Below are 21,051 nucleotides of genomic sequence, written 5' to 3'. Positions count from 1 at the left end.
CAGGGTTCACACTGTTACAGACCGGTGTCGACTCCGTCAACGGCCAGTTGGGGCCGGGCGCGGGTGCTCCCGGCGGCCGGGCGGGTGAACTGGCACGATGCGGCGGTGGATCGGATCCTGTTGCCCGCCCCGGTCGGGTTCGTGCTCGGCGGCGGCGGCAGTCTCGGCGCGATCCAGGTCGGCATGCTGCGGGCGCTCGCGGACCGCGGCATCGCCCCCGACCTGGTCACCGGCACGTCCGTCGGCTCGGTGAACGGCTCGCTGGTGGCGCTGGACCCCGAGCACGCCGCCGACCGGCTGACCGAGATGTGGGCCGGCATGACCCGGGCCCGCGTGTTCCCCGGCGGCCCGCTGGCCCAGCTGCGCACGCTGCGCCGCGAGCGGACGTACCTGTTCCCCAACACCGGGCTGGTCGACGTGCTGACCGAAGGCCTCAAGGGCGCCAAGGACTTCGCCGAGTTGACGCTGCCGTTCGGGGCCGTCGCGGTCGACGCCGTGACCGGTCTGCCGGTGCTCATGACCTCCGGCGAGCTCGTGCCGGCCATCGTCGCCTCGGCGGCGATCCCGGGCATCTATCCGCCGGTGCGCCGCGAGGACCGGGTGCTCTACGACGGCGGCGTGCTGGCCAACGTGCCGATCCGGCAGGCGCTCGCGATGGGCGCGAAGTCGTTGGTGGTGCTGGATTGCACGTTCCCCGGGCACCTGCCGGAGGTGCCCGGCACGCTGGCCGAGACCCTGTTGTTCTGGGCGACGCTGGGCATGCGCAACCAGGCAGTGCTGGAGGCGGATCTTGCCGCCGCGGCGGTGCCGGTGGTGTATCTACCCGGCGCCCCGGTCCAGGCCGTCACGCCGCTGGACTTCGGGCACACCGCCGACCTGATCGAGTCGTCCTACCAGGCGTCGACGGAATTCCTGGCCGGGCTGGAGATCATCGGCCCCGGCCTCTACGGCGGGCCCGCCGGCGCCGTCGAATCCACGTCGATCGACTCCGGGTGATCACCGTCGACATCCACGACGTGGTCGTCCGACCGCTCGCGGGTGATCCACTCGGTGGCATAGTCATGGCGTGACTTCCAGCAGGCATGACGGTGACACCTGGGATCTGGCGTCCAGCGTCGGCGCGACGGCGACCATGGCCGCGGCGGCCCGGGCGGTCGCGAGCCGCGATGACGGGTCGCCGTTCAAGGATCCCTTCGCGGAACCGCTGGTCCGGGCCGTCGGCGTCGACCTCCTGACCCGGCTGGCCGGCGGCGAGGAGTCGCCCGGCGAGCTGGTCGGCACGGTGTGGACCGACATGGCCAAGATCCGGGGCCGCTTCTACGACGAGTTCTTTCTCGACGCGGCGGCCGCGGGCGTCACGCAGGCCGTGATCCTGGCCTCGGGGCTGGATTCCCGCGCGTACCGACTGGCCTGGCCGGCCGGGACCGTCGTGTACGAGGTCGACCAGCCGCCGGTGGTCGAGTTCAAGACCCGCACGCTGGCCGAGCTGGGCGCCGCCCCCACCGCCGACCGCCGGGTGGCCGCGGTCGATCTGCGTGACGACTGGCCGGGTGCCCTGCGCGCTGTCGGTTTCGACCCGGCCCGGCCGACCGCGTGGAGCGCCGAAGGCCTGCTGAGCTACCTGCCGCCCGAGGCACAGGACCGCTTGCTGGACACCATCACCGAGCTCAGCGCGCCGGGCAGCCGGGTGGCCACCGAGAACCGGTCCAACCCGCGTCCGGGCGACGAGGAGAAGACCCGCGCCCGCCTGAACGCCATCTCCGCGCAGTGGCGGGAGCAGAGCTTCGACACCGATATGGCGAAGCTGCGCTACTTCGGCGAACGCAACGAGGCCGAGCCCTACCTGGCCGGCCTGGGCTGGACGCTGACCGGGGCCAGCGTCCAGCACCTGCTCGCCGCCAACGGACTTCCACCGCTGGTGGACGACGACCTGCGCATGGGCGATCTGCGCTACGTCAGCGGCGTCCTCGGATGAGCGGGCTCAGCCCCAGATGTCGGTGATGGGGGTGGCGTTGGCGGCCGCGCCGGCGTGGGGGAGGCCGTAGGCGTCCTCGATGGTGCGCAGGACGCTGTAGTGGTTGATGTTCTCCCCGAAGTTGCCGGTCTTCACGCCGGCGCCGGTGATGATCGTGGGGATGATGTTGGCGGTGGTGTTGTCGTCCTCGTCGAACGTCAGCACGAAGACGCTGTTGTGGGTCTTGGCCCACTGGATGTAGCCGTCGAGGTGCTGCTTGAGCCAGGTGTCGCCCTGTTTGACCGTTCCGTCGTGCATGTCGTCCTGGAGGTTGGGCACCACGAACGACACCGCCGGCAACTTCGTGTAGTCGGTGGGGAAGCCGGTGAAGCGCAGGTTGGACGACGCGGGCACGTCGGCGAAGTCGACCCACGGGTTGTGCTTGCGGGCGTAGGTGCCGGACGTGCAGCCGGTGTAGCCGTCGCTGGGCATGCTCTCGGAGTAGCCGGCGAAGCCGATGCCGGCGGCGAGGGCCTGGCCGCCGAGGTCGGCGGTGGTGAAGGCCTTCTTCGGGCAGGTGTCGCTGGTGACGCCCTGCATGCTGCCGGAGAACAGCGCCAGGTAGTTGGGCTGGCTCGGGTGCGAGATGGCGTGCGAGTTGGTGAAGTTCGCGCCGCTCTTGGACAAACCCGTGATGTACGGCGCGTTCGCGTTGCCGACGATCTCACCCTGGGCGTGGTTCTCGTCGATCACGACCAGGATGTGGTCCGGGCGGGGCACGGCGGCCGCGGGGGCGAAGGCGGAGGTGATGCCCAGCACGGACTCGGCGGTCATCCAGTTGGCGGCGACCGCCTTCTGCGCGGGCGCCAGCGCGACCTCGCCGTCGCAGACGGCCTTCTTCAGCCGGTTCTCGACGGCGTCCTTGCTGTAGGCGTTCTTCGCGCCGGCGTGCGGCTCGGGCCACAGGTTGTGCGGATCCCGTGGCGCGCCGCCGAGTTCGAGGGGGATGAGGTGGTCCTCCTCGTAGTCCGACATGTTCGTGTCGCTGTAGCCGTAGTCGCTGATGCCCTGCTTCTTCAAGGCGTTGGTGTACGAGGTCGGCGGCCGCACGGTGGCGGTCCAGCCGGAGACGCAGATGGTCTTGTCGATGGTCGACGGCGTGACGTCGGGATTGGTCGCGCCCGGCGTGCAGGCGGCGTCAGGTAAGGGAAGCTTTGCCGTGGAACAGGAAGCGGCCTGAGCGGTGCCCGGCAGGGACAGCCCCGCGGCGACAAGTGCCGCGATCAGGACGAGCGGGGAGAATCGGGACATCGAGAGCTCCTCGGGTCGACTCCCGGGAACGGTAGGCAGGTCACGGGTCGGCTGGGAACCGCCTGTTGTTCACAGAACGGTCCCCAGCCTGTGAATCGAGCCGCTCTCGCTGTCCACTGTGGACCGAGTTAACGCACTGTTCAGGAGCCGGTCCGCAGGTCGTACACCGTGGTGCCGCCGACCGTCTGGGCCTTGTAGTGGGCGGCGACCCAGGTGGCGATGTCGCTGGAGCCGCCGAAGCCACCGCCGCCGCCCCGGCCGCCGGAGACGTAGTAGCCGATCTTGCCTTCGGCGACGTACTGCTGGAACCGGGCCAGGGTGGGGGCGGGGTCGCCGCCGTTGAAGCCACCGATGGCCATCACCGACTTGCCGCTGGCCAGGGCGAGCGGGGCCGAGGACATCGAGCCGTCGGTCGCGGCGGCCCACTCGGTGGTCGTGGCCTGGAGCAGGGTGACGAGGGCGGAGTCGGCCTGGTCGGAACCGCCGCCGAATCCGCCGCCACCACCGCCGCCGCTACTGGTGGGGCCGGAGACGGGGATGGAACCGGTGTGGGGCGTGGCCGCGGTGGCGATGCCGAAGGCGCCGACGCCGAGCAGGCCGGTGATCGTCGCGACGAGGATGAGGCGGCGGAATTGGTTGCCCTGCAACAGGACCAGCGCGGCCACGGCGACGCCGGCGACGAGGACCACCCAGCGCAGCCAGGGCAGCCAGGTGGAGTTCTCGGACAGGAGCACGAAGTCCCACGCGCCGGTGACGGCGATCATGGCCGACAGCCAGGCCCGCACCGAGAACTTGGCCCGGCCGCGCCAGAGTTGGCGGCCGCCGATGCCGATGAGGGCGCCGATGGCCGGGGCCAGGGCGACCGAGTAGTACGGGTGGATCGTGCCGCTCATGAAGCTGAACACCAGCCCGGTGACGAGAAGCCAGCCGCCCCACAGGATCAGGGCCGCCCGGGTCTGGTCGGTGCGGGGCGCCCGGCGCGTGAACCACAGGCCGGCGACCAGGGCGAGGAGGGCGGCGGGCAGCAGCCAGGAGACCTCGGTGCCGAAGGCCTGCCCGAACATGCGGGTGATGCCGGCGGTGCCGCCGAACGACAGGTTCCCGCCACCGGCCCCGCCACCGCCGCCGCCGAAACCGCCGCCGCCCCCGTTGCCGGAGCCGCCGAAGATCCGGCCGAGGCCGTTGTAGCCCAACGCCAACTCCAGCAGGCTGTTGCCGGTCGACCCGCCGATGTACGGCCGCGAGGACGCCGGCCACAGGTCGACCAGCGCCACGTACCACCCGGCCGACACGATCACCGCCAGCAGCGCGCCGCCGAGGTGCACCACCCGACGCCACAACGTCGTCGGGGCGGCGACGAGGTACATCAGGCCGAAGGCCGGCAGCACCACGAAGCCCTGCAACATCTTGGTCAGGAAGGCGAAGCCGATCGCCACCCCGGCCAACGCCAGCCACCGGAAGCTGGCCTTCTCCGTCGCCCGCACCACGCAGTAGGCGCCGGCGGTCATCAGCAGCACCAGCAACGCGTCCGGGTTGTCGAAGCGGAACATCAGCACGGCGACGGGCGTCAGGGCCAGCGCCGCGCCGGCGGTCAGACCGGCCCCGGCGCCGAACCGGCGGCGCACGGCGGCGTACAGCAGCCACACCGACAGCACGCCCTCGACGGCCTGCGGCGCAAGCAGGCTCCACGAGCTGAAGCCGAAGATCCGGGCCGACAGCCCCATGATCCACAGCGCCGCGGGCGGCTTGTCGACGGTGATGATGTTGCCGGGGTCCAGCGACCCGAACAGCAGCGCCTCCCAGTTCTGGCTGCCGGCCAGCGCCGCCTGGGCGTAGAAGTCGTTGGCGTAGCCCGAGGCGCTGAGGTCCCACAGGTACAGCACGGCGGTGCCCAGCAGCAGCAACACCAGCGCCGGCCGCTGCCAGCCGGGCCTTCCGGGAGCGTCGGCCGCCGGCGTGGCCACCGGCCGGGTCATCGTCGAAGTCATGGCCTCAGCCTCCGGGGAGGCGCTGTGCCGCCTGTGTGGGATCACTGTGCGGCAGCTGTGAGCCGCACCGTGAACACCGTCCGTCCCGACCGGCTGTCCAGGGCGACCTCGCCGCCGTGCGCGGAGACGATGGCGGCGACGATCGACAGTCCGAGCCCGGTTCCCCCGGACGCCCGGGACCGCGAGCCGTCGCCACGGGCGAACCGCTCGAACACTTCCGGTTGCAGCGCAACGGGAATCCCCGGACCATCGTCGGAAACGGTGAGCACCACCTCGCCGGGGTCGCCCGCCACGATGCCCGTGACAACGGTCGTTCCCGGCGGCGTGTGGGCCCGGGCGTTGCCCAGCAGGTTGAGCAGAACCTGGTGCAGCGCCTGGCCATCGCCCAGCACGGTCACGGGCTCACCGGGAATCTCCAGCTGCCACCGGTGATCCCGGCTCGTCACCCGGGCATCGCTGACGGCGTCGACCACCAACCGCGACAGGTCGACGGGTTCGGACGCCAACGGCCGTCCCGCGTCCAACCGGGCCAGCAGCAACAGTTCCTCGACCAGCGAGGTCATTCGGATCGACTCGGACTGGATCCGCCGCATCGCGTGCGACACGTCCGGCGGCACCTCGCCCGAATACCGCCCGGCCAGTTCGGCGTAACCGCGAATGGAGGCCAGGGGAGTGCGCAGTTCGTGGCTGGCGTCGGCGACGAACTGCCGGACCCGGGTCTCGCTGTCCTGGCGGACGTTCAGCGCCGAGGCGACGTGCCCGAGCATCCGGTTCAGCGCCGCGCCGACCTTGCCCACCTCGGTGCGGGGATCGGTGTCCTCGTCGGGAACCCGTACCGACAAGGCGACTTCGCCGCGATCCAGCGGCAGGTCGCCGACCCGGGTCGCGGTCGCGGCCACCCGGTCCAGCGGCCGCAGCGCGGCCCGGATGATCACCGCGCCGGCGGTGGCCGCGACCACCAGCCCGGTGGCCGCGATGGCCAGCAGCGCGATGTTGATGCTGTCCAGCGTGCTGTCCACATTGGACAGCGGAAGGCCGGTGACCGTGGTGCGGCCCTGTGACGTGGACGAGATCAGCTGGTAGTCGCCGCGACCGGGCAGGCTCATCGTGACCGGCAGGCCGTTGGCCGGCACGTGCGCCAGCACGGCCAAGGTGTCGGAATCCAGCGCCTGCGGGCAGATGTCCTTGTCCAGCACGATGCCGTGGCCCGAGAACCCGCCGCCGGTGATCGCGCCGATCGAGCCGGGACCCAGCCCCGGCGGCAGCACGTCCGGCGGCGAGCCCTTGCCGCACCGGTCCTGGTTCTGGGCCGGGCCGCCGAAGGGACCGCCGTGGTCGTCCGGGGCGTGGCTGCGGCTGGCGGCGTCCCTGAGCTGGTTGTCGAGCTGGGCCACCAGGGTCTGCCGGATGAACACCTCGCCGATCAGGCCGATGGCCAGCGACACCACCGTGAGCAGCAGGACGACCGCCACGACCAGCTTGCGTCGCAGCGTCCAGCGTCTGCGGTCAGCCCGTGGGGCGGAGGACATAACCGGCGCCGCGCATGGTGTGGATCATCGGTTCCCGGCCGGCGTCGATCTTCTTGCGCAGGTAGGAGATGTACAGCTCGACGATGTTGGCTTGGCCGCCGAAGTCGTACTCCCACACCCGGTCCAGGATCTGGGCCTTGCTCAGCACGCGGCGCGGGTTGCGCATCAGGTAGCGCAGCAGCTCGAACTCGGTCGCCGTCAGCTGGATCTCCGTGCCGCCCCGGCGCACCTCGCGGCTGTCCTCGTCCAGGGTCAGCTCGCCCACCACCAGCTGCGAGCTCGTCGCCGAGGCCACCGAGTTGGAGCGGCGCAGCAGCGACCGCACCCGCAGCACCAGCTCCTCCACGCTGAACGGCTTGGTCACGTAGTCGTCGCCGCCCACGGTCAGCCCGGCGATGCGGTCCTCGACGGCGTCCTTGGCCGTCAGGAACAACACCGGCACCTCGGGCTGCTCCAGCCGCACCCGGCGCAGCACCTCGAGGCCGTCCATGTCGGGCAGCATGATGTCCAGCACCACGGCGTCCGGGCGGAACTGCTTGGCCTCACGGACGGCACTGACCCCGTCCGCGGCGCAGCGCACCGCCCACCCCTCGTAGCGCAGAGCCATGCTCACCAGTTCCGCGAGGGCCGTCTCGTCGTCCACCACGAGCACCCGCAGCTGGCTGCCGTCCGCGCGCCTGAGTTCGCCGTTCATGGCCTCCATCCTGTGGCCGGCTTCTTTGCGTCTCCTGAGCGGTTCCTGTGTATCACCTGTGCGGCTTGCTCACAGGATGTGCGCACAGTGCGCACAGCTGGTGCACAGGGCCGGTGGTCAGGGTGGCAGTCACACCAGCCCGAACGCAGGAGGACGACGATGGACACCCAACAGCCCGCCGAAGGCGGCCCCGAGCCGGTCTGGGGTGCCGCGCCGCAGCCGGCCCCCGAGCAGCCCAAGCGGTGGTCGGCCGGCAAGACCGCAGCCGTGGTCGCGGTCGCCGTCGTGGTGGCCGCGGGCGGCGGCTACGGCATCTCCCAGCTGGTCGGCACCGCCAGCGCCTCCACGCAAGGAGCCGGCGGCTTCGGGGCCGGTGGCGGCGGCGGTTTCGGCGGCGGCGGCGCCCGTGGCGGCGGTCCCGGCGGCATGGGCGGGCTGTTCTCCGCCCTGCACGGCGACTTCACGGTCCAGGACAACGGCAGCTACGTCACGGAGCGCATGCAGACCGGGCAGATCACGGCCGTCAGCGCCACCTCGATCACCGCCAAGAGCGTCGACGGCTACACGCAGACGTACACGATCGACTCGTCCACGGTGGTCGACCAGGGCAGCGAGCAGGTCAGCGACCTCAAGACCGGGACCACGGTGACGATCATCGCCAAGCTGTCCGGCGACACCGGGGCCGCGACGTCGATCAGCGACCAGCAGGCCATGGGCGGCCGCGCCGGTGGCGCGCCGCCACAGCAGGGCTGAGCGGCTCGGGGCGGAAGCCGGTCCCCCTCCCGGCTTCCGCCCCGTCTCGGCGTCAGAGGAACTCGACCAGCGGAAACGCGCGGTGGCGGCGCGGTGGGATCAGGAAGTTCTGCCGCCGGGTCGAGGTGATGAACCGCTCCAGCCCGTGGTCCTCCTCCTCGAGGTCGTATTTCTCCAGCAGGTCGACGGCCGACTGGTTGGACCGCATCGTGGCGAAGAAGTCCGCGCTGGGGAAGAAGCCGGAGAACTGCAGCTTCGGCGTGTTGCGGCCGGTGGTGGTGTCCATGGCGTCGAAGCCGGGGCCGTCGATGCGCTGGTGGATCGGCCGTCCGTCGGCGGTGCGGCCGGAGCGCTGCAACGACGACAGGTGCCCGATCCGCTGGAACTGCTGCGCGCTGCGCTCGGCGTAGTCGGCCCCGTGGAACTGGTTGGGCAGCACGGCTCCCCGCATGTCCAGGTTGGTCGGACCGCCGCCGTTGAAGAACGGGTCGTTCGGGTTCTGCTCGACGACCGGCGGCGAGTGGAACATGTACTGCACGCGCTCGTCGAACGGCTCGCGGTGGTCGGCGTCGGGCTCGTCGGCGTTGTTGCCGTTGAGGTAGAACTGCTCCAGGTCCATCAGGTTGTGCGACAGGTGCTGCACGGAGCCGTTGTCGAAGTACGCCCCGGCCTTGGCGTTGCTCAGGTGTATGCCGCCGCCGCCCACGAAGGTCACGTTCTGCGCGGGCGCGCTCGCGTCGACCTGCTGGTCGAGGAAGCCCATCCACATCGACGAGTCCGAGTTGACGAACGACTGGTACTTGAAGCCCGCGTTGGCCGCGACGTAGCGGGGCAGCCCGATCTGCACGAACATCGCCCGCGACGAGGTGATCCGCATGCCGGCGTCGAACCGGGGTGAGGCGATGGACCGGCCGACCAGCTTGTTGCTGCCGGACAGCCAGTTCACCACGTCCGCGACGTACGACGAGTCGTCGCCGCTGACCGTGAACAGGACGTCGTTGTTCTCCAACCGCAGGGGCACGTTGAACTCCGGCCGGCGCAGCTCCAACACGTGCGCGCCGGGGGCGACGTCGGTGGGGGAGGCCACCGCGCGTTTCAACACGGGCTGGTTGCCGGACAACGTGCGCGGCATGTTGGCGTCGACCAGACTTCCGGGCAGCCGGGCGAAGTAGTTGTCGCTGTAGGACACGTGCGTGAAAACGCCGCCGGGGGCGTACGGGTAGTTCGACTCGATGGTGCGCAGCGCCGATTCCATCCGCGACTGGTCGGCGCGGGACGGGGTGCGTGACAGTGTGGCGGTGAGAAAAACCGTGTGCACCGGCGGCATGCCGACCGGAATGCCGTCGTAGGTCACGGCCGGCGGCATGAACGGGCCCAGGTCGAACTGCACGTCCGGAAACGGTGTCGCGGGGTCGGCCAGCGCCAGCCGCTGCGGGACGATCGCGCCGTCCTGGAGCAGTGCCAGCGTGCCGACCGCGCCGGTGATCGCCCCCGCGGTGCGCAGCAGGGAACGCCTCGAAACGGGTTTGCCTAGTATCGGAGCCATGGGCGTCGCCTGCGCCGCGGATCTCGGGTGGCGCATGGGACAACGGGCGGGAGCGATTTCTTCTGGCACAGGAAAACCTCCGTGAAGGAGTGTGAGAACACATACTTCCCGGTTGTGGAAACAGGGCGGGAAATGCACCGCCGAGTCTACGCCCGCGGCAGTGGCGGACAAACGCCCGAAAGGCCCGTCGAATGCGTCCGTTCAGGCTGGCGGCAATTACTTAGGCACAGGTTCTCGAATACTAGGTAAGGTGTGGATTATGCCTGTCACCGCCGAAGACCTTGACGCCGCGGCCGCTGTGCTGAACGCCGCTTTCGAGCCCGTGATCGACCGGGACTGGTCCACCGTGACCGGCACCGGCGAGCTGAACGCGTACCGCACAGCGGAGCACATCGGGGACTGCCTGCTCGCCTACGCGGCTCAGCTGCTCAGCTGCGTGACCGACCGCTACGTCGGCTACGAGACGGCGCTGCTGCCCGACGCCACCGCCGTCGACGCCCTGGACTTCATCGTCACCAGCGCGGGCATGCTCGCGGCCATCGTGCACCGGCTGGGCCCGGAAGCCCGAGGCTGGCATCCGTCGGGTGTCGCCGACCCGGAGGGCTTCGCCGGCATGGGCGTCGTCGAGATCCTCGTGCACGGCGAGGACATGGCCCGCGGCCTCGGCGTGCGGCTCGATCCGCCGGCCGACGTGTGCGCGCGGGCGCTGGAAAGGATGTTCCCGGACGTCACCGTGGACGCCGAGCCGTGGACGGCGCTGCTCTGGGCCACGGACCGCGTCGAGTTGCCGGGACGGCCGAACCAGGCAGGCTGGCGGTGGCGCGGCGCGCCTGCCGGGGAGTGACCCGGACAGTTCGCCCATGGCTGTCAACTCGTCCACTACGCAGCGTAGAAGACCGCCATGATGGGGAGTGCAGCGAGCGACTCGGGAGGTGCGTCGATGGCGGCAGGTGCGGTCTTCGGGGTCGAGGTCGGCGCCGAATCGGTCCGGGTGGCCGTGCTCGGTGACGGGCTGGCCGTGCTCGACCACGTGCAGCTGCGCTATCCACGCGGCACGCTCGATCCGTACGCGGCGCTGGACGTGGTGTTCGCGGCGATCGACCGCTGCGTGCAGCTGTGCGCCACCAGACAGCTGTCGGTGCGCGGCATGGCGCTGGCCGGCTCCGGCGACACCCTGGTCGGCCTGGACGAGCTGGACCGGCCGATGACGCCGGTGTTCACCGGGCCGGATCCGCAGACCAACGCGCTGGCCAGCCGGATCGGGTCCACGCTGCGTCACGCCACCGGCGCCGCCCCGCACGGCGGATCGCCGCTGGTCCGGCTGGCGTGGTTCGCCGAGCACGGGCCCGACCTGCTCACCCGTGTCGCCCGTTGGTGTGAACTCAAGGATTTTGTGCTCTCCCGGCTGACGGCCCGCGTGCTCGCCGACACCTCGTGCGCCTCGGCCGGCGGCCTGCTGGCGGTCGCCGAGCCCGAGTGGTCGGCCAAGGCGCTCGAACTGGCCGGCATCGGCGCCGCCCAGCTGCCGCCGCTGGTGGACCCCACGTCCCAGGTCCCGCTCGTCACGGAGGCGGCCCAGCTGCTGGCGCTGCCGGCCCTCCTGCCGCTGGTCGTCGGCGCCGCCGGGCTGCCGCTAGCGGCGCTGGGCATGGGCGTCACGGCCCCCGGCACGGCGGCGCTGTGGCTGGGCTCGCGGCTCGTGCTGGTGGTGCTGAGCCGACAGCCCGTGGCCGATGAGGTGCTGTTCACGCAGCGCCTCGCCGACGGCATGTGGGTCGTGGGCGTCGACCTGACCGACGGCCACACGCCGCCGGCCGTGCGCATCGACGGCCTCGGACGGCTGCTCGTGGCCGCCGGGGAGGCGTTGACCGCCGCCGGCGCACGGATCGACCGCGTGCGGGTCGACCCGGCCGTGCTGAAGGTGCCCATGGCGGCCGAGATCGTCGCCGCCGCGCTGGGCGTGCCGGTGGAGATCGCCCCCGACGAGCCGCCGGCCGCCGTCGGCGCCGCCCTGCTCGCCGCCCGTGCCCTTGGTCTGACGGCCGGCATCGAAGAGGCGGCCCGAACTCGTCACCCGGTGCGGACCGTGGCGCCGGATCCGCTGCTCAGCGCGGCCGACATGGAGCGGATGAGCGGGTCCAGCCGCTGAACCTTTGGCGAACCCCCGGCGGCGGGGGCCGCGGACTTGGCAGGATGGACAGCGTGCCGACACAGATCACCCCGCCTCAGACGCGCGCGGAGCGCTTCGGGACCTGGCTCACCTCGTGGGCGACCAGGCTGCCGACGTGGCTGCGATTCCTCACGCCCGAGTTCGTGGGATTCGCGATCCTCGGCAGCTTCACGTTCCTCATCGACATGGGCATCCTGGCGCTGCTGAAGACCCAGACCGATCTGCCGCTGCCGGTCGACGTGGCCATCGGCTATCTCGCCGCCTTCGGCCTCAACTACGCGCTCAACCGCACCGTGAACTTCCGGTCGCACGCCCCGGTCGGCGGCCAGGTCGCCAAGTTCACCGTGATCACCCTGCTCGATCTCGGCTTCACCACGCTGGTCACCACCGGTCTGGCCGCGGCCGGTGTGCCCTTCGCCGTGGCGCGGGTCGGGGCGGCCTGTTGCGTCGGCCTGTTCACATATGTGGGTGCTCGCTTCTGGGTTTTCCGGAAAGAGAATGCGAAAGATTGACACAAGTGGTCTGGACCTCTAAGACTGACATTCCCCTGCTAGTTCTCGGTCAGGCACCGCCGCCATCCGAGGAGTGTCATGTCGAAACGAGTGTCCACATCCCTGCTCGTGGTTCTCTCGGTGCTCGCGTCCCTGCTGGTCGTCGGATCCGTTAGCCAGCAAGCGGGTGCGGCCCCGGCCGCGTTCGTCCATCCCGGCGTTCTGGTCAGCCGTGCTCAACTCGACTACGTGCGGTCGCAGGTCAATTCCGGCGCGCAGCCGCAGACCTCGGCGTACCAGGCGATGATGCGGGACGGACTGTTGTCGCAGAGCCGGACCGCCCATCCCCGTTCGGTCGTGGAATGCGGGCCGTACTCGCAGCCCAACAACGGCTGCACCGACGAACGCCAGGACGCGCTCGCGGCCTACGGCAACGCGTTGGCCTGGTACGTCACCCAGAACGCCACGTACGCCAAGAAGGCGATCTCCCTGATGGACGCCTGGTCCGGGGTGATCACCAATCACACCAACAGCAACGCCCCGCTGCAGACCGGCTGGGCCGGCTCGGTGTGGCCGCGCGCGGCGGAGATCATCCGCTACACCTACAGCGGCGGCTGGGCCAACATGGCCCGGTTCCAGACGATGCTGCGCACCGTGTACCTGCCGACGCTGCTCAAGGGCAGTCAGAGCAACGGAAACTGGGAACTGACCATGATGGAGGCCGCGGTCGGCATCTCGGTCTTCCTCGACGACAAGGTCTCCTACGACAAGGCCATGGCCAAGTACATGCTGCGCGTGCCGGCGTATGTGTACCTGTCGACCGACGGCGCCCTGCCCAAGACCGTGCCCGGCGGGCCGTCCGGCAGCTCCGCGATCATCAGCTACTGGCAGGGCCAGAGCACCTTCGTCAACGGCCTGACCCAGGAGACCTGCCGGGACTTCGTGCACACCGGCTACGGCATCGCGTCCATCTCGGACGTCGCCGAGACCTCCCGGATCCAGGGCAACGACCTGTACACCGGCGACATCGGCACCCGCCTGCGCTACGCGCTGGGCTTCCAGGCCCAGTACGAGCTCGGCGCGGCCGTCCCGTCCTGGCTGTGCGGCGGCCACGTCAACAAGGGCCTCGGCCCGGTGACCGAGGTCGGCTACAACGCCATGGGCAACCGGCTGGGCAACGTCATGACCAACACCAAGACGTTGGTCACCAACAACCGCCCCGCCGGGGACAACATCCTGTTCGTCGCCTGGGAGACCCTGACCCACGGCGACCAGCCCAACTAACGCCCTGCGTCACGTGAGTGGCTCATTTTCGCCTGCGGCCCCACGTGAGTGGCTCAAGTGCCGTCAGAACGAACATGAGCCACTCACGTGCGTCGGGGTCCTAGCGGGCCGGCACCGGCGGGGCGCCGCCACCGGGCGCGGCCGGCGTCGGCGTGGTGGGCTTGGTCGGCTTCGTCGGGGCGCTCGGATCGCTCGGGTCCGTGGGCTTGGTCGGCGACGCGCCGGCTCCGCCGAGGATCGACTGCAGCAGCTGCTTGATCTGGTCCATCAGCTTCTGGATCATCTGCTTGATCGAGTCGAAGATGTCGTCCTTCTGCGCCAACGCGGTCCGCAGGTCGGCGTTCTGTTGCTCGGCGGCGGCCAGCGGATCGGCGGCCGATCGTGGCGCGAGGCCGCGGTCGAGATCCTGGTGCACGGCCGCGAGCACCGGGACCAGGTCGTCGGACGCGGACCGCACGGCGGCGACGTCCTGGTTGCGGGACGCGGTGTCGAGACGGGCCTGGATCTGCGTGAGCTGTTCGGCGGTCGTGTGGTTGTCGGCGGGTGCGGCGGTGGCGGCGGCGAAGCCGATGGCGACGAACACCGCGCCGGCCAGCACGCCCGCGCAAAGCTTCTTGAACACGGTTGACCTCCCAGTCGCTGTTTCCCGCTGATCGGGGTACCCGCCCGCAGTCCACTTCGGCCGAACTCCACCCGATCGTGGAAAACGGCTTGCCCGGCATGTGAGGCTGGAGGGCGTGGCCACTTTCGATGAGCTCGTCGCCGAGGGCGCGTCGGCGCCGGTGGACGGCTGGGACTTCTCCTGGTTCGAGGGCCGGGCGACCGAACAGCGCCCGTCCTGGGGTTATGCCAGGCTGATCGCCTCTCGCATGGCCACCGTGGAGTCCGTTGTGGACGTTCAGACCGGCGGTGGCGAGGTGCTCAACACCGTCACGAAACTGCCCCCGCGCACCGCCGCCACCGAGGGCTGGCCGCCCAGCCTCGCGGTCGCCCGGAGGCTGCTGGAGCCCCGTGGCGTCGAGGTGGTCGAGGCCGGCAACCTGGATCCGCTGCCCTTCGAGGATTCCTCATTTGAGTTGGTGGTCAGCCGGCACCCGGCCGAGATCCGCTGGGACGAGATCGCCCGCGTGCTGCGTCCCGGTGGCTCCTATCTGTCGCAGCAGGTCGGCTCCGGCTCCATGCACGACGTCTCCGAGGCCATGATGGGTCCGTTGGAGATCGACGACTCCCGTGATCCGGAGCTGGCCGCTCACCAGGCCGCCGAGGCGGGGCTGGAGCTGGTCACGGTCAAGCCGGAGTCGCTGCGGGCCGAGTTCCACGACATCGCCGCCGTGATCGTCTTCCTGCGCAAGGTGATCTGGATCGTGCCGGGATTCACCGTGGACGGCTACCTGCCGCAGCTGCGGGCCCTGCACGAGCGGATCGAGTCCGAAGGCCCGTTCGTCGCCCACACCAAGCGTTTCCTCATCGAGGTCCGCAAGCCGTGAACGGCCTGGCCGAGTCTCGCGCGTACTACGAGGCGGAGCTGGCGCCCAAGCTGCACGGCGTCCCGCATGCCGCCGCCCGCATCGGCCACGGCTCGGAGGTGCTAGGTTTCGATACTGACCGCTCGCGGGATCACGACTGGGGGCCGTTCGTCCCGATCTTCGTGCCGGATCCTGCTGCCGTGCCGATCGAGGCGTTCACGCCGGGGGACTGGCTGCGTGGGCACCTGGGCTTCGATCCCCTGGCCGGCATCACGCTCTTCGACTGGCTGGCCACCTCGTCCCAGGGGTTGGCCGAGGTCACCGCCGGCGCGGTCTTCCATGACGACCTGGGCGACCTGACCCGGGCCCGGGCCGCGCTGGCCTGGTATCCCGACGAGGTGTGGCGATACCTGTTGGCCTGCCAGTGGAAACGCCTCAGCCAGGAGGAGGCGTTCGTCGGCCGGTGCGGCGAGGTCGGCGACGAGTTGGGCTCCGCTGTAGTCGCCGCACGTCAGGTTCGAGACGTCATGCGGCTCTGTTTCCTGATGTCGCGTCGCTATGCCCCGTACAGCAAATGGTTCGGCAGTGCCTTCGCCCAGTTACCTTGCGCGGCAACGCTGACACCCATGCTGCGGGGTTCCCTCGCCGCCACGGAATGGAACGACCGCGAGGAGCACCTGGCCGCCGCCTACCGGACCGTCGCGGCGATGCACAACGGACTCGGCCTCACCGAGCCCGTCGACCCCGCCACCCGGCCGTACCACACGCGGCCCTACCAGGTGCTGCACGCCGAACGCTTCGCCGACGCCCTCTTCGCCACGATCACCGACCCGGAGATCCGCCGGCTTCCCCCGTACGGCAACGTCGATCAGGCCTTCGACAGCACGGATGCGTTGTCCTCAAGGGATGACGCCCGCGCCCTCTATCGAACCTAGTTCCACCAGGCCAGGAGGTCCGCCGCCAGGTCGCGAGCCTGGGTCGTGCCGGCGGTCACCCCGGCGTCGATGAAGCGCGGGTTGAGCATGTCGGCCGGCGAGTCGGTGAAGGGTGTCGCGGTGATGACCCGGACCCGGTGCCCGTGCTCGGTCAGGATGGCCTCCTCGTGCCGGACGCGGTCGGATGCCATGGGAGACACCACAAGCACGCGGCCCGGGGCGATGTCGACCAGGTCGGCATTGGTGCCGGAGCGCACGCCGCCGTCGACCCAGACCGAACCGGCCACCTCGACCGGCGGCGCGGCGCCCGGAGCGGCCGTGGAGCACGAAACCCCCACTGTCAAAGGAATATCGTCCTTCGCCGACCACACCCTGGCCTCGCCGGTGTTGGCATCCACCGCGGCCATGCCGAGCTGCGACGGCCACGGGCCCTTGGGCAGCATCGGCTTCCACATCAACTCGGCGTCGTGCACGGAAATCGGTGGTATCGCGGCGATCGCGGCCTGGCCGACACCTCGCGCCGACTCGGGGTCCACCTTCTCGAAGCCCAGCTTCTGCCGGATGCCCGGGTCGAAAGCGGTGGTCCGGGAGGCGGCGTTGCGCGCATGCCACTGGGCCCGCTCACGCATCAGGTTCGGCACGGTCGCGACGCCGTCCGGCTCGATCGTCAGCCAGGCCCCGACCACCGAGCCGGCCGAGGTGCCCAGCACGACATCCGACTCGCCCAGCGGCACGCCGTTGGCCACCAGCTCGTGCACCAGGGCCGCCATCCAGGACGCCCCCACCGGCCCGCCGCCACCCAGGACGAGTGCGGTCTGCTGACTGTTGCTCATCGCCACGATCCTGTCCTTTTTCGGTCGAACAAGGTTCAGGTTAGGCTGGTGTGCAGGCCGGGAGCTGGTCCATCGGAGACACGATATGACGAAAAACGGACAGCAGTCGATCACCGCGCTGCCCTACCGGGCGGGCGTCGGGGTGCCGCCCGGCGTCGAGGTCATCGACTTCCGCGACCTGACGGCACGGGCCTCCGGGCACGGCGTCGACCCGTACGGCCGGCAACGACCGGAGTTCCACAAGCTGATCGCCGTGCGGTCCGGGACGCTGCGCTGCTCGCTGGACTTCACCGAGCACGAGCTGGACCCCGGCAGCTGGCTGTGGGCCCGGCCGGGGCAGGTGCACCGCTACGACTCCGACCTCGCCGCCGCCGACGGGCGGATCATCGTGTTCCTGCCCAACTTCCTCGACCGCACCACGGCCGAGATCGCCGGCGTCGACCGCGTGCACCGGCAGCCGACCGCCGGCAGCGACACCCTGTGGCCGGTGCTGGACCTGCTGGAGGACGCCTACGCCCAGTGGGGCCAGCAGCCGTCCGAGCTCCAGGTCGAGCTGCTGCGGCACCTGCTGGCCGTGCTGGTGCTGCGGTTGGCCGCCGAGCACGGCATCGAGCAGGAGCCGATCGAGGGCGACGCGTTCCCACGCTTCCAGGCCGCCGTCGAGGAGGGTTTCGCCCGTAGCCACCGCGTCGTCGACTACGCCGCGCAGCTCGGCTACAGCGTGCGCACGCTGACCCGGGCCAGCCAGGCGGCGGTCGGGGTCGGGGCCAAGCGCTTCATCGACGACCGGATCCTGTTGGAGGCCAAGCGCCTGCTCATCCACACCGACCTGACGGCGGCGTCCATCGGCGTCCGTGTCGGCTTCGCCCGGGCCACGGCGTTCACGAAGTTCTTCCGCCAGCACACGGGCCGGACGCCGAGCGAGTTCCGCGCGCCTTAGGGACGGTGGACGCGCAGCCCGACCCCGCCGGCCAGCAGCAGCACCGCGCCGGCGATCAGCACCAGCACCGCCGCGTTGACCGCGCCGCCCGTCCAGTCCCAGATGGCCTCCGGCACGGCGATCGTCACGCCGATCACGCCGCCGATGAGCAGGATCGGCATCCGATCGGCCAGGTAGCAGCCGAAGCACACCAGGGCCACGACCAGTGTCGTCGTGTACTGGATGAACGCGTGCTCCGGGAACTGCGCGCCGATCAGGGCCAGCGCGGCGGCGACGCCGGCGCCGACCGCGCGGTGCCGGATGGCGTCGTAAAAGACGAGGACGCCCCAGACGGCCGCGAGCAGCAGCAGCCCACCGCCGGTCCACGACGGCGTGAAGCCGACCAGGTCGACCAGCCCGACCACCACGGAGCCGCTGGCGATGCCGGCCACCGGCAGCGCGAACACCGCGGGCCAGGCGGCATACCCGGCAGCCGCGAGCACCAGCGCGGCGATCCCGCCGGCCAGCGCCGGATGGGTGTCGAAGGCGACGGAGCCGGCCAGGCCGGCCGTGACGGCGCCCAGGGCCAACAGCACACCCGTGACCTGATTGCGCAGGGCCACCGCGGCGCCGACCAGCACCACCGTGACGCCGATCAGCAGCCCCACGCGGCCGGCGTGCGAGAACGAGTCCCATGAGGTGCCGACGACCAGCGCCGCACCGGCCACCAGCAGGGCACCGCCGACATAGCCGACGACCTCGGCGATGCGGCGACGCACCGGCGTCTCCTCGGCGTCGGTCAAGGCGTTCCGTACGGCGTCGGCCTCCTGCTTCGAGAGCGTTCCGGCCGTCACCAACTGACCCAGAGCGCGTTCCTGACCGTGCGCGAGCCTCGTCATGCCTGGCGGGTACCCGTTCCGGTGATGCGCAATCGCACCACCGTGCCGAACGAGGCGGACGAGCGCACCTGGACCAGGTCGCACAGCTGGTTGACCATCCACATGCCACGGCCGCGCGGCTGCGCCAGGGTGGGACGGCGGCGGCCGACGAACGGATCGGTGATCACGCCCTCGTCCCGCACCTCGCACACCAGGTCGTCGTCCTCGGTCCACAGCCGCACCATGCCGCCGCCACCGCCGTGGTCCACGCTGTTGACCATCACCTCGTGCACGGCCAGCGTGAACCGCTCCACGGAGTCGGCGTCCAGGCCGAACCGCCGCGCCTTGCCGGCCGCGTTCTCCCGCACGCCGGTGACGCTGTCCAGGTCGAAGCGCACGAACGTGGTGGAGCCGAACGGTTCCGGCAGGGGTTGGGCCAGTGTGGAGCCGTCCTCGCGATCGTCGAAGTCCGGATTCGGCTCGTCCTCCCACCACGGGTGGTTGGCGCGGGCCCTGGCCAGCACGGACTCCGGCAGCGTCGCCGCGTACGGGCACAGCAGGCGCCACTCCACCTTGGCGAACGCCAGGTTCAGCAGCGTCTCGTGCTGGTGGCACTCGGCGATCGCCGGCGCCGTGCGCTCCTCGTGCACCGGCTCGCCCACGCCACGGCAGGGTCTGCCCTCGTTGCGGTCGAGGAAGGCCTGCCAGAGCGGCAGGATCCGCGCCGGATTGCGGCCCTCGGACACCGTGTCCACGAACTGGACCCCGTCGCCGTCCGCGCCGAGAATGTCGCGCACCGGCTCCAGCCGGGCCGTCGGGACGATGACGGTCACCGCGGCGTCCTCGGCGAGCCCGACGCGCACGAAGTCCGTCACCCTGGTGGCGAAGTCGTCCACGCTGTCGTAGCTGAACGCCTCGTGCCGGAAAACCACCGCGCAACCGTATGCCTACCGAGGAGCGACCCGCATCCAGGCCTCAGGCCGTGACGAACTTGGCCAGGCGGTCCGCCAGCCGTTCCCGGGACCGGCAGTACGGGGGATCGGGCTGGCCCGGGCAGTTGCCGACGACGACCTCGTCCACGAAGTGCCGGATGCGGCCCGGCGTGGGCAGCGGATCGGGGCCGAGATAGCTCAGCACCACCGGGCCGTCCAGGGTGTCGATCTCCAGGCCCACCGACCAGCCGTGGCGCTCGTCCCAGACCAGCATCAGGTCGTGCTCGGCGAACAGGGGGTGGCGGGTGGGCAGGGCGATGTACGCCGAGGCCAGGTCGCCCACCTCGTGGTACATGGCGTCCGCGGGGACGCCCAGCAGGCGCGCGACGGCGGCGACGTATCTGCCGAGGCCAAGGGCTGCCTCGCTGTTCGGTGCGACGTTCATGGCTCGCCCCCCGTCCGGTGCTAAGACAATCGTGGGTACCCGGACGAGTGATAACCTAACCGTGATGTGACCCGGCTCACATCGCAGGCATGGTGAAGGCGACCTCGGTGCCGTCCGACCTGCGGTGAAGGCTCATCTGCGCCGCCAGCGCCCGGATCAGCGCCAGCCCTCGGCCCCGATCCCCGGGGTCCTCGGGCTGCTGTCGCCACGTTCCGTAGTCGCGGACCCGGCCGTGCACCGTGCCGGCCTCGTCCCGCTCCAGCCACACGTCCACCGAGCCCGGCTCGCCCCGGCGGTAGCCGTGCTCGACCGCGTTGGCCGCGGCCTCGCCCACCACCAGCTGGAGATCCTCCAGCAGCTCGCCGGACAGGCCCACGGCCGCCGCCCAGTCCCGGACCACCTTGCGCATGCCGGCCAGCTCGCCTGCCAGGCCGCTGAAGCGCAGGGTCAGCGGGACGGTGTTCGTCCGCGCCCCGTCCGCGCCTTCGTGTCTCGACCCGTTCACCAGACCTCCGGTGATCAGGCTATCCAGCACCGGGTGTCGTTGCCAGTGAACCGGGGGCGCGCCGGGCCGGTATATGGGTGCGCAGTTCGCCATCGCCACGAGTGGAGCCCTCATGCTCAGTCAGCACGAACGCCGTCAGCTGGACGCGATCGAGCGTGGCCTCGCCGCCCAGTACCCGGCGCTCGCCACCCGCCTGTCGGGCAGCGTGCTCGACCGCTACCGGTGGGCCCTGGAGGCCATGTGGGTCTTCGGCCTCGGCTGCTTCGTGCTCGGCATCGTGGTCAACAGCGGCGAACTCGGCATGTCCGGCCTCGCTCTCCTCATCTCCGGCCTCCTACTCCGCCACCGCAAATACCTCCACACCCTCTTCACCACCTAACCGCGAGTCCCGCTCCCCAGCACCCATGTGTCGACTTCC

At 70.7% G+C, this 21,051-nt stretch carries 22 protein-coding genes; 11 read left to right on the top strand and 11 right to left on the bottom strand.

Annotation, left to right across the window (positions count from 1 at the left end):
* The first annotated feature begins 105 nt into the window (after window positions 1-105).
* Window positions 106-996: a patatin-like phospholipase family protein gene (locus tag AB0M73_RS28805; RefSeq protein ID WP_363896719.1), complete on the top strand. Its 891-nt coding sequence runs from the start codon at window positions 106-108 to the stop codon at window positions 994-996.
* A 70-nt stretch (window positions 997-1,066) separates the two neighbouring features.
* A complete protein-coding gene (locus tag AB0M73_RS28800; RefSeq protein WP_363896716.1) occupies window positions 1,067-1,975 on the top strand; it encodes a class I SAM-dependent methyltransferase in 909 nt (302 codons plus the stop codon).
* A gap of 6 nt (window positions 1,976-1,981) precedes the next feature.
* Here the strand turns inward: AB0M73_RS28800 and AB0M73_RS28795 are convergent, their stop codons facing one another.
* The 4 genes from AB0M73_RS28795 to AB0M73_RS28780 all read right to left on the bottom strand — a co-directional run bounded on the left by AB0M73_RS28795 (window position 1,982) and on the right by AB0M73_RS28780 (window position 7,485).
* Window positions 1,982-3,265 carry an alkaline phosphatase family protein gene (locus tag AB0M73_RS28795; RefSeq protein WP_363896713.1) on the bottom strand — a complete coding sequence of 428 codons (1,284 nt, stop codon included), beginning with the start codon at window positions 3,263-3,265 and terminating at the stop codon, window positions 1,982-1,984.
* A 140-nt stretch (window positions 3,266-3,405) separates the two neighbouring features.
* Window positions 3,406-5,253, bottom strand: a complete 1,848-nt coding sequence (locus AB0M73_RS28790; RefSeq protein WP_363896710.1) for a glycosyltransferase family 39 protein — start codon at window positions 5,251-5,253, stop codon at window positions 3,406-3,408.
* A gap of 41 nt (window positions 5,254-5,294) precedes the next feature.
* Window positions 5,295-6,782, bottom strand: coding sequence for a HAMP domain-containing sensor histidine kinase (locus AB0M73_RS28785; RefSeq protein ID WP_363896707.1), 1,488 nt, complete (start codon window positions 6,780-6,782; stop codon window positions 5,295-5,297).
* Complete coding sequence (locus AB0M73_RS28780) at window positions 6,760-7,485, bottom strand: response regulator transcription factor (RefSeq protein ID WP_363896704.1); 726 nt, start codon at window positions 7,483-7,485, stop codon at window positions 6,760-6,762. The genes AB0M73_RS28785 and AB0M73_RS28780 overlap by 23 nt, the downstream gene beginning before the upstream one ends.
* A gap of 150 nt (window positions 7,486-7,635) precedes the next feature.
* Between AB0M73_RS28780 and AB0M73_RS28775 the strand changes: the two genes are divergently transcribed.
* Window positions 7,636-8,229 (top strand): hypothetical protein, encoded by a 594-nt coding sequence (locus tag AB0M73_RS28775; RefSeq protein ID WP_363896701.1) that lies wholly within the window; start codon window positions 7,636-7,638, stop codon window positions 8,227-8,229.
* A gap of 52 nt (window positions 8,230-8,281) precedes the next feature.
* On the opposite strand, the gene AB0M73_RS28770 is transcribed toward AB0M73_RS28775, so the two are convergent.
* Window positions 8,282-9,775 (bottom strand): hypothetical protein, encoded by a 1,494-nt coding sequence (locus AB0M73_RS28770; protein ID WP_363896698.1) that lies wholly within the window; start codon window positions 9,773-9,775, stop codon window positions 8,282-8,284.
* A gap of 259 nt (window positions 9,776-10,034) precedes the next feature.
* Here AB0M73_RS28770 and AB0M73_RS28765 point away from each other — a divergent pair, with 259 nt between their 5' ends.
* From AB0M73_RS28765 to AB0M73_RS28750, 4 genes are all read left to right on the top strand, one after another.
* Window positions 10,035-10,619: a hypothetical protein gene (locus tag AB0M73_RS28765; protein ID WP_363896695.1), complete on the top strand. Its 585-nt coding sequence runs from the start codon at window positions 10,035-10,037 to the stop codon at window positions 10,617-10,619.
* Between the two features lie 96 nt (window positions 10,620-10,715).
* The gene (locus tag AB0M73_RS28760; protein WP_363896692.1) at window positions 10,716-11,924 is read left to right on the top strand and encodes an FGGY family carbohydrate kinase; all 1,209 of its coding nucleotides are present in this window, start codon (window positions 10,716-10,718) and stop codon (window positions 11,922-11,924) included.
* A 53-nt stretch (window positions 11,925-11,977) separates the two neighbouring features.
* Window positions 11,978-12,457, top strand: a complete 480-nt coding sequence (locus tag AB0M73_RS28755) for a GtrA family protein (RefSeq protein WP_363896689.1) — start codon at window positions 11,978-11,980, stop codon at window positions 12,455-12,457.
* Window positions 12,458-12,535: 78 nt separating this feature from the next.
* The gene (locus AB0M73_RS28750) at window positions 12,536-13,720 is read left to right on the top strand and encodes an alginate lyase family protein (protein ID WP_363896686.1); all 1,185 of its coding nucleotides are present in this window, start codon (window positions 12,536-12,538) and stop codon (window positions 13,718-13,720) included.
* A gap of 100 nt (window positions 13,721-13,820) precedes the next feature.
* On the opposite strand, the gene AB0M73_RS28745 is transcribed toward AB0M73_RS28750, so the two are convergent.
* Window positions 13,821-14,342, bottom strand: coding sequence for a hypothetical protein (locus AB0M73_RS28745; RefSeq protein ID WP_363896683.1), 522 nt, complete (start codon window positions 14,340-14,342; stop codon window positions 13,821-13,823).
* A gap of 115 nt (window positions 14,343-14,457) precedes the next feature.
* Between AB0M73_RS28745 and AB0M73_RS28740 the strand changes: the two genes are divergently transcribed.
* Window positions 14,458-15,207 carry a methyltransferase domain-containing protein gene (locus AB0M73_RS28740; RefSeq protein ID WP_363896680.1) on the top strand — a complete coding sequence of 250 codons (750 nt, stop codon included), beginning with the start codon at window positions 14,458-14,460 and terminating at the stop codon, window positions 15,205-15,207.
* On the top strand, window positions 15,204-16,121 hold the full coding sequence (locus AB0M73_RS28735; RefSeq protein ID WP_363896677.1) for a DUF4037 domain-containing protein: 918 nt from the start codon (window positions 15,204-15,206) through the stop codon (window positions 16,119-16,121). The genes AB0M73_RS28740 and AB0M73_RS28735 overlap by 4 nt, the downstream gene beginning before the upstream one ends.
* Here the strand turns inward: AB0M73_RS28735 and AB0M73_RS28730 are convergent.
* On the bottom strand, window positions 16,118-16,954 hold the full coding sequence (locus tag AB0M73_RS28730; protein ID WP_363896674.1) for a patatin-like phospholipase family protein: 837 nt from the start codon (window positions 16,952-16,954) through the stop codon (window positions 16,118-16,120). The two genes, AB0M73_RS28735 and AB0M73_RS28730, sit on opposite strands and share 4 nt — an antisense overlap.
* Window positions 16,955-17,039: 85 nt before the next feature.
* Between AB0M73_RS28730 and AB0M73_RS28725 the strand changes: the two genes are divergently transcribed.
* Entirely contained in the window at window positions 17,040-17,894 is an 855-nt protein-coding gene (locus tag AB0M73_RS28725; RefSeq protein ID WP_363896671.1) for a helix-turn-helix transcriptional regulator, read from the top strand.
* On the opposite strand, the gene AB0M73_RS28720 is transcribed toward AB0M73_RS28725, so the two are convergent.
* From AB0M73_RS28720 to AB0M73_RS28705, 4 genes are all read right to left on the bottom strand, one after another.
* Window positions 17,891-18,772, bottom strand: a complete 882-nt coding sequence (locus tag AB0M73_RS28720; protein ID WP_363896668.1) for a DUF2157 domain-containing protein — start codon at window positions 18,770-18,772, stop codon at window positions 17,891-17,893. The genes AB0M73_RS28725 and AB0M73_RS28720 overlap by 4 nt on opposite strands.
* On the bottom strand, window positions 18,769-19,683 hold the full coding sequence (locus tag AB0M73_RS28715) for a sensor histidine kinase (RefSeq protein WP_363896665.1): 915 nt from the start codon (window positions 19,681-19,683) through the stop codon (window positions 18,769-18,771). The genes AB0M73_RS28720 and AB0M73_RS28715 overlap by 4 nt, the downstream gene beginning before the upstream one ends.
* A gap of 43 nt (window positions 19,684-19,726) precedes the next feature.
* Entirely contained in the window at window positions 19,727-20,128 is a 402-nt protein-coding gene (locus AB0M73_RS28710; RefSeq protein ID WP_363896662.1) for a DUF6292 family protein, read from the bottom strand.
* A gap of 76 nt (window positions 20,129-20,204) precedes the next feature.
* Window positions 20,205-20,633 carry an ATP-binding protein gene (locus AB0M73_RS28705; protein ID WP_363896659.1) on the bottom strand — a complete coding sequence of 143 codons (429 nt, stop codon included), beginning with the start codon at window positions 20,631-20,633 and terminating at the stop codon, window positions 20,205-20,207.
* A gap of 112 nt (window positions 20,634-20,745) precedes the next feature.
* On the opposite strand from AB0M73_RS28705, the gene AB0M73_RS28700 reads away from it, so the two are divergent.
* The gene (locus AB0M73_RS28700) at window positions 20,746-21,012 is read left to right on the top strand and encodes a DUF3040 domain-containing protein (protein ID WP_198047144.1); all 267 of its coding nucleotides are present in this window, start codon (window positions 20,746-20,748) and stop codon (window positions 21,010-21,012) included.
* Window positions 21,013-21,051: the final 39 nt, after the last annotated feature.

It is taken from the genome of Kutzneria sp. NPDC051319, assembly GCF_040682195.1.
Taxonomy (GTDB): Bacteria; Actinomycetota; Actinomycetes; order Mycobacteriales; family Pseudonocardiaceae; genus Kutzneria.
The sequence above is the reverse complement of the archived record's forward strand: the minus strand, read 5'-3'. Positions and strand labels throughout refer to the sequence as shown.

Coding starts and splice junctions, on each gene's coding strand:
- AB0M73_RS28795 (WP_363896713.1), bottom strand. CDS start 3,265: ATGTCCCGATTCTCCCCGCTCGTCCTGATCGCGGCACTTGTCGCCGCG.
- AB0M73_RS28790 (WP_363896710.1), bottom strand. CDS start 5,253: ATGACTTCGACGATGACCCGGCCGGTGGCCACGCCGGCGGCCGACGCT.
- AB0M73_RS28785 (WP_363896707.1), bottom strand. CDS start 6,782: ATGTCCTCCGCCCCACGGGCTGACCGCAGACGCTGGACGCTGCGACGC.
- AB0M73_RS28780 (WP_363896704.1), bottom strand. CDS start 7,485: ATGGAGGCCATGAACGGCGAACTCAGGCGCGCGGACGGCAGCCAGCTG.
- AB0M73_RS28775 (WP_363896701.1), top strand. CDS start 7,636: ATGGACACCCAACAGCCCGCCGAAGGCGGCCCCGAGCCGGTCTGGGGT.
- AB0M73_RS28770 (WP_363896698.1), bottom strand. CDS start 9,775: ATGGCTCCGATACTAGGCAAACCCGTTTCGAGGCGTTCCCTGCTGCGC.
- AB0M73_RS28765 (WP_363896695.1), top strand. CDS start 10,035: ATGCCTGTCACCGCCGAAGACCTTGACGCCGCGGCCGCTGTGCTGAAC.
- AB0M73_RS28760 (WP_363896692.1), top strand. CDS start 10,716: ATGGCGGCAGGTGCGGTCTTCGGGGTCGAGGTCGGCGCCGAATCGGTC.
- AB0M73_RS28750 (WP_363896686.1), top strand. CDS start 12,536: ATGTCGAAACGAGTGTCCACATCCCTGCTCGTGGTTCTCTCGGTGCTC.
- AB0M73_RS28730 (WP_363896674.1), bottom strand. CDS start 16,954: ATGAGCAACAGTCAGCAGACCGCACTCGTCCTGGGTGGCGGCGGGCCG.
- AB0M73_RS28725 (WP_363896671.1), top strand. CDS start 17,040: ATGACGAAAAACGGACAGCAGTCGATCACCGCGCTGCCCTACCGGGCG.
- AB0M73_RS28720 (WP_363896668.1), bottom strand. CDS start 18,772: ATGACGAGGCTCGCGCACGGTCAGGAACGCGCTCTGGGTCAGTTGGTG.
- AB0M73_RS28710 (WP_363896662.1), bottom strand. CDS start 20,128: ATGAACGTCGCACCGAACAGCGAGGCAGCCCTTGGCCTCGGCAGATAC.
- AB0M73_RS28700 (WP_198047144.1), top strand. CDS start 20,746: ATGCTCAGTCAGCACGAACGCCGTCAGCTGGACGCGATCGAGCGTGGC.